This is a genomic window from Bradyrhizobium sp. LB13.1 (assembly GCF_054056815.1).
Genome location: NZ_JBSRYQ010000001.1, coordinates 3191959 through 3206566 on the forward strand (window position 1 = coordinate 3191959; position 14608 = coordinate 3206566).

9 protein-coding genes and 1 pseudogene are annotated in these 14608 nt (G+C 65.6%); 4 read left to right on the top strand and 6 right to left on the bottom strand.

Features of this window, described 5'->3' with window-relative positions; genetic code table 11:
- Nucleotides 1-49 precede the first annotated feature (49 nt).
- Genes ACVWYI_RS15040 through ACVWYI_RS15050 form a run of 3 tightly spaced genes read left to right on the top strand, consistent with a single transcriptional unit; the run spans nucleotide 50 to nucleotide 5158 of the window.
- Nucleotides 50-730: a response regulator transcription factor gene (locus ACVWYI_RS15040; RefSeq protein WP_456664529.1), complete on the top strand. Its 681-nt coding sequence runs from the start codon at nucleotides 50-52 to the stop codon at nucleotides 728-730.
- Nucleotides 714-2174, top strand: coding sequence for an ATP-binding protein (locus ACVWYI_RS15045; RefSeq protein WP_456650630.1), 1461 nt, complete (start codon nucleotides 714-716; stop codon nucleotides 2172-2174). The genes ACVWYI_RS15040 and ACVWYI_RS15045 overlap by 17 nt, the downstream gene beginning before the upstream one ends.
- On the top strand, nucleotides 2171-5158 hold the full coding sequence (locus ACVWYI_RS15050) for a bifunctional [glutamine synthetase] adenylyltransferase/[glutamine synthetase]-adenylyl-L-tyrosine phosphorylase (RefSeq protein WP_456662457.1): 2988 nt from the start codon (nucleotides 2171-2173) through the stop codon (nucleotides 5156-5158). Before ACVWYI_RS15045 ends, ACVWYI_RS15050 begins: the two co-directional genes overlap by 4 nt.
- On the opposite strand, the gene ACVWYI_RS15055 is transcribed toward ACVWYI_RS15050, so the two are convergent.
- From ACVWYI_RS15055 to ACVWYI_RS15075, 5 genes and pseudogenes are all read right to left on the bottom strand, one after another.
- Nucleotides 5115-5348, bottom strand: coding sequence for a formate dehydrogenase subunit delta (locus tag ACVWYI_RS15055; RefSeq protein WP_247349973.1), 234 nt, complete (start codon nucleotides 5346-5348; stop codon nucleotides 5115-5117). The genes ACVWYI_RS15050 and ACVWYI_RS15055 overlap by 44 nt on opposite strands.
- Complete coding sequence (gene fdhD, locus ACVWYI_RS15060) at nucleotides 5338-6165, bottom strand: formate dehydrogenase accessory sulfurtransferase FdhD (RefSeq protein WP_456662458.1); 828 nt, start codon at nucleotides 6163-6165, stop codon at nucleotides 5338-5340. Before fdhD ends, ACVWYI_RS15055 begins: the two co-directional genes overlap by 11 nt.
- A gap of 4 nt (nucleotides 6166-6169) precedes the next feature.
- Nucleotides 6170-9044: pseudogene (gene fdhF / locus ACVWYI_RS15065) on the bottom strand (formate dehydrogenase subunit alpha).
- Between the two features lie 10 nt (nucleotides 9045-9054).
- A complete protein-coding gene (locus ACVWYI_RS15070) occupies nucleotides 9055-10611 on the bottom strand; it encodes a formate dehydrogenase beta subunit (protein WP_456662459.1) in 1557 nt (518 codons plus the stop codon).
- Nucleotides 10608-11084, bottom strand: coding sequence for a formate dehydrogenase subunit gamma (locus ACVWYI_RS15075; RefSeq protein ID WP_456662460.1), 477 nt, complete (start codon nucleotides 11082-11084; stop codon nucleotides 10608-10610). The genes ACVWYI_RS15070 and ACVWYI_RS15075 overlap by 4 nt, the downstream gene beginning before the upstream one ends.
- A gap of 222 nt (nucleotides 11085-11306) precedes the next feature.
- Between ACVWYI_RS15075 and ACVWYI_RS15080 the strand changes: the two genes are divergently transcribed.
- Nucleotides 11307-12200, top strand: a complete 894-nt coding sequence (locus ACVWYI_RS15080) for a LysR family transcriptional regulator (protein WP_247349978.1) — start codon at nucleotides 11307-11309, stop codon at nucleotides 12198-12200.
- A gap of 3 nt (nucleotides 12201-12203) precedes the next feature.
- Here the strand turns inward: ACVWYI_RS15080 and ACVWYI_RS15085 are convergent, their stop codons facing one another.
- Nucleotides 12204-14534 carry a PAS domain-containing sensor histidine kinase gene (locus ACVWYI_RS15085; protein WP_456662461.1) on the bottom strand — a complete coding sequence of 777 codons (2331 nt, stop codon included), beginning with the start codon at nucleotides 14532-14534 and terminating at the stop codon, nucleotides 12204-12206.
- Between the last annotated feature and the right edge of the window lie 74 nt (nucleotides 14535-14608).

The window sequence follows — 14608 nt, forward strand, 5'->3', positions numbered from 1 at the left end:
GCGCCATGTTTAGAGAAGGTTCCCTCCCTTGACCGTCGCCGAACGCACGATGCGCCTCCTCATCATTGAAGACGACCGCGAATCCGCCGACTATCTCGTGAAGGCGTTTCGCGAGGTCGGGCACATTGCCGATCACGCCGCCGACGGCGAGGAAGGCCTCGCCATGGCCGAGAACGGCGATTACGACGTGCTGGTGGTCGACCGCATGCTGCCCAAGCGCGACGGCCTGTCGCTGATCGGCGCGCTCCGCGACAACGACGATTCGACGCCGGTGCTGATTCTCTCCGCGCTTGGACAGGTCGACGACCGCATCAAGGGCTTGCGCGCCGGCGGCGACGACTATCTGCCAAAACCCTATTCCTTTGCCGAGCTCCTGGCCCGGGTCGAGGTGCTGTCACGCCGCCGCGGCGGTCCGGCCGAGGACACGCTGTACCGGGTCGGCGATCTCGAGCTCGACCGGCTCTCCCATCGCGTCGCTCGCGGCAAGGATGAGCTGACGCTCCAGCCGCGTGAATTCCGCCTGCTCGAATACCTTATGAAGCATGCGGGCCAGGTGGTGACCCGCACCATGCTCTTGGAGAACGTCTGGGACTATCATTTCGATCCGCAGACCAACGTGATCGACGTGCACATCTCGCGGTTGCGCTCCAAGATCGACAAGGGTTTTGAGCGGCCGCTGCTGCACACGATCCGCGGCGCCGGGTACATGATCCGTGACGGCATTCGGTAAACTCGTCCGCACCACGGCATTCCGGCTGACGCTGGTCTATTTGCTGCTGTTCGCGATGTTCGCGGCCTCGCTGCTTGCCTATTTCGCCTGGAATACACGGCGGCTGATCACCGAGGAGATCACACAGACGGTCAATGCCGAGACGTCGGAGATCAACGAGATCTACGGCCGCCGCGGCTTGCGCGGTCTCGTCCTTGCCATTGAGTACCGGGCGTTGCGGCCGGGCGCCAACCTCTATCTGGTGACGACGCCGACCGGCCAGTCGATCGCCGGCAATGTCGGCTCGCTCGCGCCCGGCGTGATGGCGACGCGCGGCTGGTCCGAGACCGCCTACCGGCGGATCGAGGACACCGATGATCGCGACCATCTTGCGCTGGTTCGCGTCACCGAACTGGAAAACGGCTTCCGGCTTCTGATCGGACGCGATCTCGCCGAGCGGCGACGGCTGTTCGGCATCGTGGCGAAGGCCGCGCAATGGTCGATCCTGATCGTCGTGGTGCTCGGCCTTGGCGGCGGCATCTTCGTGGCGCGCCGAGTGCTCACGCGCATCGATGCGATGAGCGGCACCGCCCATCGCATCATGACCGGTGATCTCAGCGAACGCCTGCCGGTGGGACGCAGCGGTGACGAACTCGACCGCCTCGCCGAAAACCTCAACGCCATGCTGGAGCGGATCGAGGCGCTGATGGCGGGACTGAAGGAGGTTTCCGACAACATCGCCCACGATCTCAAGACGCCGCTGACGCGCTTGCGCAACCGCGCCGAGGAGGCGCTGGCGAAATCGGGCGGCGAGGCCGATTACCGCGCCGCCCTGGAACGGACCATCGAGGAATCCGACGGCCTGATCCGCACTTTCAACGCGCTGCTGATGATCGCGCGTGCCGAGTCCGGACAGGCGCGCGGCAACATGGATGATTTCGACGCCGCCGACGTCGCGGGCGGCATCCACGAGCTCTACGAGCCGCTGGCCGAAGACGACGGCATGATCTTGAAGGTCAGCTGCGAGCCGACGCCGGTTCACGCCAACCGCGAATTGATCAGCCAGGCGCTCGCCAATCTTGTCGAGAATGCGATCAAATACGGCAAACCGATCGCGCAATCGGCTGGAACCGTGGTCAGCATGGACAGCCGGCAGATCACGATCGAGTCCAGGCGCGAGGGCGATCAGGTGCTGCTCAGCGTCACCGATCGCGGTCCCGGCATCCCCGAAGCCGACCGCAAGCACGTCGTGGAACGATTTGTGCGGCTGGAAGCGAGCCGTACGCTGCCCGGATCCGGGCTCGGCCTCAGTCTCGCCTCGGCGGTTGCGACATTGCATGGCGGTGAGTTGAGGTTGGGTGACGCCCAGCCCGGGCTTGTCGCCACGCTGGTGCTGCCGGCGCGCGCGGGGGCCGGCGACAGGGTTGCTCCGTCAATGCAGGATGTGCCACAGAAGGTGGCATGAACCATTCCGCGCCGGGAAACGCGGACAAGCATGGTGAGAGCCTGGCCGCACGCTTCGCGGAGGCTCCCCATATTGCCGCTTCCGTCACCGACCAAGGACGTTTTGAAAGCTGGCTGGCCGAGCTCGAGCCCGCGCAATCCGCCCGTCTTGAAGCGCTGCTGGCTCATCCCTTCGCGCGGGACGTCCTGTCCGGCATCACGGAATTCTCGCCTTATCTGTTCGAACTGGCGCGTTCCGATCCCTTGCGCCTGATCCGGCTGCTGGAATGCGATCCGGATGCGCATCTCGCCACGCTGATCGCGGAGGCGAGCGGTGCGGTGCTCGCGGCATCCGACGAGGCCGAGGTGATGCGGCTGCTTCGCCGCATGAAGGCGGAGGCCGCGCTCCTGACCGCGCTGTGCGACATCGGCGGCGTCTGGCCGGTGATGCGGGTGACCGCAGCGCTCACCGATGTCGCGGTGTCCTCGGTGCAGGCGGCGCTTCAGTACCTGCTGCGGCAGGAAGCCGCACGCGGCAAGCTCTTGCCGCCCAATCCCGAGGCGCCCGAGGAAGGCTGCGGGCTGATCGTGCTTGCGATGGGCAAGATGGGCGCTGGCGAGCTGAACTATTCCAGCGACATCGATCTGATCGTGTTCTTCGATCCCGACAATACGACGCTGGCAGCGGATATCGAACCCCAGCCATTCTTCGTGAGGGTGACGCAGGGGATGGCACGCATTCTCCAGCAGCGCACCTATGACGGCTATGTCTTCCGCGTCGATCTGCGCCTGCGTCCCGATCCATCCTCGACGCAGGTGGCGATTTCGCGCGACGCCGCGCTGAACTATTACGAGCGGGAAGGGCGCACCTGGGAGCGCGCCGCGATGATCAAGGCGCGACCCTGCGCCGGCGATCCCAAAGCGGGCGAAGCGCTGCTCGCGGAGATCGCGCCCTTCGTCTGGCGCAAGCATCTCGATTTCGCCGCGCTTGCCGACGTTCACGACATGAAGCGGCAGATGCAGACCTATCGCGGCCAGAGCGAGGTCGCGGTCGAAGGGCATAACGTGAAGGTCGGGCGCGGCGGAATCCGCGAGATCGAGTTCTTCGCCCAGACCCAGCAATTGATCGCCGGCGGCCGTCATCCCGAGCTGCGCGTGCGGCCGACGCTCGCCGCGCTCAATATTCTCGCTTCCAGCAACTGGATCACGTTCGCAGCGCGCGACGAACTGGCCACTGCATACGAATTCCTTCGCCGGGTCGAGCATCGGCTCCAGATGATCGCCGACGAGCAGACCCATACGCTGCCCGAGGACAAGGAGGCGGTCGAGCGTTTCGCCTGGTTCTTCGGCTATCCGGATCGCGAGGCCTTTGCCGGCGACCTCTTGCGCCAGCTCGAGATCGTCCAGGGTCACTACGAAAAACTGTTCGAGGGCGACGATCCGACCGGCACGGCCAGGCTGCCGGCACTCGACTACAGTGTGGGTCCCGACGATCCGCGGCTGCTTCAGCAGTTGGCGGCGCTCGGCTTCAAGAAGCCCGCCGCGGTTGCGCAGACCGTGCGTGACTGGATCACCGGCGACTACCGCGTGTTTCGCAATGAGGCGACGCGAAACGCCTTCGTCGAATTCGTGCCGGCCCTGATCGACGGTCTCGCTCATGCCGAAGAGCCGGATCGGGCGGTCGTGGCGTTCGATCAATTCCTTGGGGCGCTCCAGCGCGGCGGCCGGCTGATCACGCTGCTCGGCCAGAACCGCGATCTCGTCGCGCTGGTGGCGCTGGTGCTGGGTGCGGCTCCGCGGCTCGGCGAGATGCTGGCACGGCAGCCGCAGCTCATGGACGGCCTGATCGATCCGCGCTTCTTCGGCGCCATGCCCGACAGGCAGGAATTGTCGGGGCGGCTCGCGACGACGGTGCAGGATGCCGGCTCATACGAAGAGTTCCTCGACCGCCTGCGCCTGTTCGGGCAGGAGAGCCTGTTCCTGATCGGCACGCGCATCCTGTCCGGCACGGTCTCGGCGCAGCAGGCGAGCACCGCCTTTGCCGACGTCGCCGAGGGCATCGTCCACACCGTGCACGGCCTTGTCGCCGACCGCTTTGCCGCCCAGCACGGCCGGATCAAGGGGCAAGAGACCGCGATGATCGCGATGGGCCGGCTCGGCAGCCGAGAGATGACGGCCTCGTCCGATCTCGACCTGATCCTGCTCTACGATTTCGACAGCGACAACCCGGACTCCGACGGTGCGAAGTCACTGCAAGGTGCACACTACTTCGCCCGCTTCACCCAGCGCCTGATCAGCGCCTTCACGACGCGTACCAATTACGGCGTGCTCTACGAGATCGACATGCGGCTGCGCCCCTCGGGGCGTGCCGGCCCTGTGGCGTCGAGCCTCGTCTCCTTCGCGGACTACCAGACCAACGAGGCCTGGACCTGGGAGCACATGGCGCTGACGCGCGCGCGCGTCGTGTCGGCTTCGCCCGCATTTCGGGAACGGATCGAGCACGTCATCCGCGATGTCCTGACCCGCCGCCGCGATCCCGGAATCACCGCCAACGACGTCGCCGACATGCGGCGCGCGATCGCGCAGGAGAAGGGCGAGACCGACCATTGGGATCTCAAATACGCCGCCGGCGGCATGGTCGACATCGACTTCATCGCGCAATATCTCCAGCTCGTGCATGCTCACGAGACACCGGAGATTCTCGACGTCGGCACTATGCAGGTGCTGGAAAATGCATGTCGGCTCGGCGTGCTCGCACAATCGGAGACCGAGATACTGCGCGCCGCAGCGCGGCTCTATCACGACCTGACGCAGATCCTGCGGCTCTGCGTCAGCGACCGCTTCAAGCCGGAAACAGCCGGCACCGACCTCCTGCGCGTGATGGCACGCGCCGGCGACGCGCCGGATTTCTCCTCGCTGGAGGCGCGCGTGAAGGAGACGCAGAGCGAGGTGCGCCGTGTCTTCAGGGCGCTGCTGGAAGGGACGTCGCCGGCTTCAGCGAGGTGAGCGCCTCGCGCACGTTCGGCTCCAAGCCAACGCCGCCGGCATCGAGATGGGCGAAGATCGCGCGCTTCATCCGCGGATCCCAGAACTTCTTGATATGATCGGCGATCCCCGGCACGGCCTTGTCGTGGCCCTGGCTCCGGAAGAACGTGCCGATCTGGTTGGCCATGTAGATCAGGCGGTCAGGCGACATCGGCAATCTCCGTGGCATGACGCGCGATAACCCGGCCGCCATGCGAAAACACTTCGAACCCGTCCTGGCGGGCAATGGCAATCAACGTGATGCCGGCGGCCTCCGCGGTGCGCACCGCGAGCGCGGTCGGCGCAGAGACGGCGACCATCACCGGCGCGCCGATGGCGGCGGTCTTCTGCACCATCTCGACCGAGACGCGGCTGGTCAGCAGCACGATGCCGCCGCTTGCGGTCGTGCGGCTGCGCGCCAGTGAACCAGCGAGCTTGTCGAGCGCGTTGTGGCGGCCGACATCCTCTCGCAGCGCGACGATGCCGCCGGCAGGCGACCAGAACGCGGCGGCGTGAACGGCGCGGGTCTGCAAATTGATCGATTGCAGCGGTGCGACGGTCTGCATCGCCGCCATGACCTGTTCGGGCGTAAACGTCTGTCCCTGCGGCACGACCGCCGCAGGCCGCACGGCTTCGGCAATTGAATCGATGCCGCAAATGCCGCAGCCGGTCGGGCCGGCGATGTGGCGGCGGCGCTCGCCGATGCGCGCGGCATCTTCCGAGGCCAGCCACATGCGCAGCTCGATGCCGTCGTCGAGGCGGACCATTTCGAGCGACTTGATGTCGTCGACCGATTTGATGATGCCTTCATCGAGGCTGAAGCCGACCGCAAAATCTTCCAGGTTCTGCGGCGTCCCCATCATGACGGCATAGGTGCCGCCATTGTAGGTCAGCGCCAGCGGCGTCTCCTCCGGGATCAGCCGTGTCCCCTCGGACGCGATACCGTCGCGCCAGATCTCGCGGTCGATGGCCTGGACCGGCACGTGCATGCCGCTACTCCGCCGCCTCGGCCGGCGCGATACGGCGGGAGTGCCGTGCCTGCGCGTCGTAGGCCTTCTGCCAGTCGGACGGGCCGTTCGACGGCGAGATCTGCACCGCCGTGACCTTGTATTCGGGGCAGTTGGTCGCCCAGTCCGAATAGTCGGTCGTGATGACGTTGGCCTGCGTGTCCGGATGGTGGAACGTGGTGTAGACGACGCCCGGCGCGACGCGATCGGTGATCTCCGCACGCAGCGTGGTCTCGCCGGCACGGCTCTTCAGCCGCACCCAGTCGCCGTCGCGCACGCCGCGCTGCTCGGCATCGTGCGGATGGATCTCCAGCCGGTCCTCGGCATGCCAGACCACGTTCTCGGTGCGCCGGGTCTGCGCGCCGACATTGTACTGGCTGAGGATGCGGCCCGTGGTGAGCAGCAGCGGATAGCGCGGGCCGGTGCGCTCGTCGGTCGCGATATATTCGGTGACGACGAACTTGCCCTTGCCGCGGACGAAGCCGTCGATATGCATCACCGGCGTGCCCTCGGGCGCCTCCTCGTTGCAGGGCCACTGCACCGAGCCGAGCTCGTCGAGCTTGGCGTAGGAGACGCCGGCGAAGGTCGGGGTCAGCGCGGCGATCTCGTCCATGATCTCGGATGGGTGGCTGTAGTTCATCTCGAAGCCCATGGCCTTGGCAAGGCCGATGGTGACCTCCCAGTCGGCGAAGCCGTTCTTCGGCGTCATCACCTTGCGAACGCGCTGGATGCGGCGCTCGGCGTTGGTGAAGGTGCCGTCCTTTTCGAGGAAGCTCGAGCCGGGCAGGAACACATGGGCGTAGTTCGCGGTCTCGTTCAGGAAGAGGTCGTGGACGATGACGCATTCCATCGCCGACAGTGCGGCCACCACGTGCTTGGTGTTGGGATCGGATTGCAGGATGTCTTCGCCCTGCACGTAGATGCCCATGAACGTGCCTTCGACCGCGGCGTCGAACATGTTGGGGATGCGCAGGCCGGGCTCGGGATTGAGCTTGACGTTCCACAGCGCCTCGAACTGCTCGCGCACGGCATCGCCCGCGATGTGACGATAGCCCGGCAGCTCGTGCGGGAACGAGCCCATGTCGCAGGAGCCCTGCACGTTGTTCTGGCCGCGCAGCGGGTTCACGCCGACGCCGGAGCGGCCGATATTGCCCGTGACCATCGCGAGGTTGGCGATCGCGATCACAGTCGTGGAGCCCTGGCTGTGCTCGGTGACGCCGAGACCGTAATAGATCGCGCCGTTGCCGCTGGTGGCGTAGATGCGGGCCGCTTCGCGCAGTTCCTTGGGATTGACGCCGGTGAGGATGGCGGTGGCCTCCGGACTGTTGTTAGTCTGGGAGACGAAAGCCGCCCACTCCTCGAACTCGCTCCAGTCGCAACGCTCGCGCACGAAGGCTTCGTTGGCGAGGCCTTCGGTCACGATCACATGCGCCAGCGCCGTCATCACGGCAACGTTGGTGCCGGGCATCAGTGGCAGGTGCAGCGCCTTCACATGCGGCGATTCCACCATCTCGGTGCGGCGCGGATCGATCACGATCAGCTTGGCGCCCTGGCGCAGCCGCTTCTTCAGGCGCGAGGCGAAGACAGGATGGGCCGAAGCTGGGTTGGCGCCGATGATGACCACGACGTCTGTGTCTTCGACCGAGTCGAAATCCTGCGTGCCGGCAGACGTACCGAACGTGGTGGAGAGGCCGTAGCCGGTCGGGGAGTGGCAGACGCGGGCACAGGTGTCGACATTGTTGTTGCCGAAGCCGGCGCGGATCAGCTTCTGCACCAGATAGGTTTTCTTCATTGGTGCAGCGGGATGAGGTGATGCCGCCGATGGCGTCGCGACCGTACGTCTTCTGGATGCCGCGCATCCTGTCGGCGGCAAACGAGAATGCCTCGTCCCACGACACTTCGCGCCATGGATCCTCGATCCGCTCGCGGATCATCGGCTTGAGGATGCGTTCCTTGTGGTTGGTGTAACCCCAGGCGAAGCGGCCCTTGACGCAGGAATGGCCGCGATTGGCCTTGCCGTCCTTGTACGGCATCATGCGAACGACTTCCTCGCCGCGCATTTCGGCCTTGAAGGTGCAGCCCACGCCGCAATAGGCGCAGGTGGTGACGACGGAGTGTTCGGGCTGGCCGATCTCGATCACGGATTTCTCGGTCAGCGTCGCGGTCGGGCAGGCCTGCACGCAGGCGCCGCAGGAGACGCATTCGGAGCCGAGGAAGCTCTCGCTCATGCCGGGCGAGACGCGGCTGTCGAAGCCGCGGCCGGAGATCGTCAGAGCGAAGGTGCCCTGCACCTCCTCGCAGGCGCGGACGCAGCGCGAGCAGACGATGCACTTGGAGGGATCATAGGTGAAGTACGGATTCGACTCGTCCTTCGGCATCCAGGCGGCGTTGATCTCGCCATTGGATTTGGCAAAGACGTGGTTCTCGCCCTCATAGCCGTAGCGCACGTCGCGCAGGCCGACGGCACCGGCCATATCCTGCAACTCGCAGTCGCCGTTGGCGCCGCAGGTGAGGCAGTCGAGCGGATGGTCGGAGATGTAGAGCTCCATCACGCCCTTGCGCAGCTTCTTCAGCCGTTCGCTCTGGGTGTGCACGACGAGGCCGGGCATGACGGGCGTGGTGCAGGAGGCCGGCGTGCCGGCGCGGCCCTCGATCTCGACGACGCAGAGGCGGCAGGAGCCGAACGCATCGACCATGTCGGTCGCGCAGAGTTTTGGGATCTGGTGGCCCGCATCCATCGCGGCCCGCATGATCGAGGTGCCCTCGGGCACCGTGACCTGGTTGCCGTCGATGGTCAGCGTCACCATCGTTTCCGATTTCGAGCGCGGCGTGCCGAAGTCGATTTCTTCGATCAGAGACATTGTCGCTCTCCTATTCCGCGGCCTGAAGCGTGGTCGGGGCCGGGATAAAATCTTCCCGGAAGTGCTTCAATGCGCTGAGCACAGGGTAGGGTGTGAAGCCGCCGAGTGCGCAGAGCGAGCCGAATTTCATGGTGTTGCAGAGGTCTTCGACGAGCGCCAGATTCTCGCTCACGCGCTCGCCGCGCATGATCTTCTCGATAGTCTCGACGCCGCGGGTCGAACCGATCCGGCACGGTGTGCACTTGCCGCAGGATTCGATGGCGCAGAATTCCATCGCGAAGCGCGCCTGCTTGCGCATGTCGACGCTGTCGTCGAACACGACGATGCCGCCATGGCCGATCAGGCCATCGCGCGCGGCAAAGGCCTCGTAGTCGAACGGGGTGTCGAACAGCGCGCGCGGGAAGTAGGCGCCGAGCGGGCCGCCGACCTGAACCGCGCGAACGGGACGGCCCGTGAACGTGCCGTCGCCGATGTCGTCCACGAGCTCGCCGAGCGTGACGCCGAACGCCGTCTCGAACAGCCCGCCCTGGCGAATGTTGCCGGCGAGCTGGATCGGCATCGTGCCGCGCGAGCGACCCATGCCGAAATCGGCATAAGCCTTGGCGCCTTCGGCCAAGATGAAGGGGATGGCCGCGAACGATAGCACGTTGTTGATGACGGTCGGTCTGCCGAACAGGCCGTGATGCGCGGGCAGCGGCGGCTTTGCACGCACCAGGCCGCGGCGGCCTTCGAGGCTTTCCAGCAGCGAGGTCTCTTCGCCGCAAACGTAAGCGCCGGCGCCGACGCGTATTTCGAGATCGAAGCTGTATGTAGAGTCGCCGATCTTGTCGCCGAGATAGCCGCCGCGTCTAGCCGCGGTGATGGCCGCGTTCATCGCTTCGACGGCATGCGGATATTCGCTGCGAATGTAGATGTAGCCCCTGGTCGCGCCGACGGTGATGCCGGCGGTCGTCATGCCCTCGATCACGAGGAAGGGGTCGCCTTCCATGATCATGCGGTCGGCGAAGGTGCCACTGTCGCCTTCGTCGGCGTTGCAGACGATGAATTTACGATCCGCTTTCGCCTGCGCGACCGTCTTCCATTTGATGCCGGTCGGGAAGCCCGCGCCGCCGCGGCCGCGCAGGCCGGATGCGGTGACTTCGTTCAGGATCGCATCCGAGTCGAGCGAGAGCGCACGCTCAAGGCCCTTGTAGCCGTCATGGGCGCGGTAGTCGTCGAGCGAGCGCGGGTCGATCACGCCGCAGCGCGCGAAGGTGAGGCGGGTCTGGCGCTTCAGCCAGGGGATTTCATCCACGGTGCCGAGCCGCAAGGGATGAGATCCATTGCTCGCCATCGAATCGAGCACGGAGGCAACATCCTCCGGGCCGACCGGGCCGTAGGCGATGCGGCCTCCGGGGGTCGCCACCTCGATCATCGGCTCCAGCCAGCAGAGCCCGCGCGAGCCGGTCCTGACGATCTCAATCGGCAGGCCGCGCTGTGCCGCGACCTGTTCGAGCGCCGTGGCCACGTCATCGGCGCCGACGGCGACTGCAGCCGCATCGCGGGGGACGAGTATCCGCATCTTCATCGCTGCGCCTCCGCAACAAGCGCATCGATACGCTTTTCATCGAGCCGGCCAATGAGACGGCCGTCGAGCATCGCGGACGGTGCGGTCGCGCACAGGCCGAGGCAGTAGATCGGCTCCAGCGTGACGCGGTCGTCGGCGGTCGTGTTGCCGAGCGAGACGCCAAGCTTCGCCTCGGCACGCGCAGCCAGCGCATCGCCGCCCGCCGCCTGACAGGCCTCCGCGCGGCAGAGTTTCAGCACATGGCGGCCGGCCGGCTTGTGGCGGAAATCATGATAAAACGTGAACACGCCATGTACTTCGGCGCGCGACAGATTGAGCGTTTGCGCCACCATCGGAATGGCTGCTTCCGGCACGTAGCCGAACGCCCCCTGGAGCGCGTGCAGGATCACCAGCGTCGCGCCTTCCTGCTTGCTGTGTTCGGCGATGATATCGGCGCCGCGCGTTTCGTCCCAAGGCTCAAAAACCGCTGTCATTCTTCGTTCTCAACCAGAGCGTCTGCTCATCGCAAACTATTTGGAATCATTCGAAGATCAATAAAGCTGTCCCATGCTGCGATTGCGAATTCCGATCGATTTGCGTTGGCGATCAGTTGATCTGAAATTGCAATCGGAGCTGTCTGCCGGGCGGTTTTTGCGTGTTGGGCGGGGCAGGGCGTGCTAGCTTGTATGCCACCACACAATCCGAGGGGATGACGGTTGCTCGACAAGCTTGAATTGCTGCTGGCGCTGGCGAAAGAGCGGCATTTCGGCCGGGCCGCAGAGGTGTGCGGCGTGACGCAACCGACGATGTCGACCGGGCTCAAGCAGCTCGAGGAGATTCTCGGCGTGATGCTGGTCCAGCGCGGCTCTCGCTTCCAGGGTTTTACGCCGGAAGGCGAGCGGGCGCTGGATTGGGCCCGTCGGATCGTGGGCGATGCACGCGCGATGCGTGACGAGATCAATGGGCTGAAGCATCAGCTCTCCGGCGAGATACGTATTGCCGCGATCCCGACCGTGCTCGGCATGGTCGCCGCGCTGACGACGCCGTTCCGCGCCAGGCATCCCGAGGTGCGCTTCAGCATCCGGTCCACCACCTCGTCCGAGGTGCTGGGGCTGCTCGAAAATCTCGAGGTGGACGCGGGGCTGACCTATATCGAGAACGAGCCGATCGGCAAGGTGCGCACCATTCCGCTCTACAACGAGAGCTATCGCCTGCTCACCGCGCCGGATGGAATGTTTGGCGATCGCGAGACGGTAACGTGGACGGAGGTCGGGCAGGTGCCGCTGTGCCTGCTGACGCCCGACATGCAGAACCGCCGCATCATCGACCGCGCGCTGCGTTCGGTCGGCGCGGAGGCGACGCCGACCTTGACGTCGAACTCGCTGCTGGTGCTGTTCACGCACGTGAAGACGGGACGCTGGGCCAGCGTGATGCCGGCCAAGCTCGCCGAGACGCTCGGCCTGTCCGACACGGTGCGCTCGATCCCGATCACCGATCCGGATGTCAATTACAGCATCGGCATGGTGATCCCGCAGCGCGATCCGATGACGCCGTTGATTGCGGCGCTGGTCAATGTCGCGCGCGAAGTCGCGCCGTCGCTGCAATCTTAGGATTCAGGCCGCGGCCGATATTCCGGACGCCGCCTTGATCGCGTCGCGCGGCAGGGTCACGCGCACGACGGTGCCGACTTCGAGCTTGGAGCGCAGCCGCATCGAGCCGCCATGGAGCTGCGCCAGCGAGCGGGCGATCGCAAGCCCCAGTCCCGAGCCGTGATAGGTCTTGGTGAGCTGGCTCTCGACCTGCTCGAAGGGGCGGCCGAGCCGCGCCAGTGAATGCGGGGCGATCCCGATGCCGGTGTCGGCGATCATCAGCACGATCCTGTCGTCGAACTGCCGGCTGCGCACCACGATGCGTCCGCCGTCGGGCGTGAACTTCACGGCGTTGGAGAGCAAATTGACGATGATCTGCTTGGTGGCGCGGCGATCGGCGACGACGGAGAGGGATTTTTCGATGTCGGCGTCGAGCGTCAGGTGCTTGTCCTGCGCCCGGCCGGTGACGACCCGCAAGGATTCCGCCAGCGTCTGCGCCAGGTCGAGCTCTTCCATGTCGAGCTTCATGCGGCCGGCCTCGATCTTGGACATGTCGAGGATGTCGTTGATGACTTCGAGCAGATAATGCCCGCTGGTCAGGATGTCGTGGCAGTATTCCTGGTACTTTTCCGAACCGAGTTCGCCGAACATGCCCGAGCCCATGATCTCGGAGAAGCCGATGATCGCGTTCAGCGGCGTGCGCAGCTCGTGGCTCATATTGGCGAGGAATTTCGACTTGGTCTGGTTGGCTTCCTCGGCGCGGGTCTTCTCGCGCTGGTATTTTTCGGCGAGATCGGCGAGCTCGCCTGCCTGTCGTTCCAGAGCTGCCTGCGAGCGTTTCAGGTCGATGACGGTGGCGCGCAGGCGCAGATCGTTGTCGACCAGCTTCTGCTCGTGCTCCTTGATGCGGGTGATGTCGGTGCCGACCGAGACGTAGCCGCCGTCCTTGGTGCGGCGCTCGCTGATGTGCAGCCAGCTGCCGTCGTCGAGTTGCGCCTCGAAGGTGCGCGCGCCGGGGCCCTGGCTGGCGGTCTCGTTATGGCGGGTTCGCACCTCCGGCATGCGGCCGACCTCGAGCACGGTCTCGTAAGAGGTACCGGAGGTGACGGCACTGTCGGGCAGCTTGTGCAGGCGCTGGAAGTGCGAGTTGCATAGCACCAGGCGGTCGCTGGCGTCCCACAGCACGAAGGCTTCGGGAATGGTCTCGATCGCGTCGCGCAGGCGCAGATCGGCTTCCACGGTCCGCTCGGCGAGGCTCTTCTGCTCGGTGATGTCGACGGCGATCCCGATCAGGTGCACGCTGGAATCGGTCGCACCGTGGGTCTTTTCGCAGCGGACGCGGAGCCAGATCCAATGGCCGTCGACATGCTGCATGCGAAAGGTCTGGTCGATGTGGTCGATCTTCTCGGAGATGAGCTGGTCGGCGATCTCGAACAGGTCGATGTCGTCGGACTTCACCAGTGCGTTGACCTCGCCGAAGGTGAGGAGCTCGTTGCGGCCGTCGAGGCCGAGCATCGAAAACATCGACTGCGACCAGAAGATGCGGCCGCGCGACAGGTCCCAGTCCCACAGCCCGCAGCGGCCGCGGTTGAGCGCGGTGTCGATCCGGCCGCGCACGGCGTCGTTGATCAAGTCGCCCTCGCGGGCACGGGTGGATTGCCAGTGGAAGGCGAAGCCGAGGATCAGGACGACGAAGCCGGTGGTGGCCGACAGCGTCACCGACAGCGCGGCGTCCGAGCCCCAGATCGGCTCGTTGCGCTCCTGGATCACGGTGACGAAGCCGGGCAGCGACTTGATCTGCCGCGAGGTCGCCATCGCGGCGTTGCCGTTCGGCAGCGTCATGTCGGAGATGTTGCCGTCGCGCGGCGGCGCCGCCAGCAGTTGCGCCGTCGTGATTGCGTCGAGCAGACGATCGTTGCCCGAGGGATCGCTGTCGACCGGGATGCGGGCGAGGATGCGGCGATCGAGGCCGGCCGAGGTGACGATGACGTGGCGGCCCGAGGCGGTGCCCCAGGACGGAATGAGATCGGACAGCAGCGTCGGCAGGTTCTCGATGTTCTTCAGCCGCTCCTGTCGCGCCGAGGTGAGGCGGTCGATGCGCTCGGCGAGCAGGTCAGCGAGCGCCGACATGTCGTGGCGGATCACCAGCCGCTTCTGGCGCGTCTGATCGACGACCTGCACGAACGCGCCGAGGCAGATCGTGATCAGGAACGCGATGATGAGCGTCGGCACCGCGCGGCGCAGCGCCGGCTCCGCGATCAGCAGCCGATGGTAGGCAGGTTTCGCGATCGATTGCGCCAATCCTTTTATCGAATCGGATTGCACGCACGCGTTCGCGGCGTCTGCACGCGCCATGCCCTAGGCCCCCTGGAAACTCTGCTGCGACTGATTTCGAAAGCAGCCCCACATCGCTTTCGAATCACAGCGAT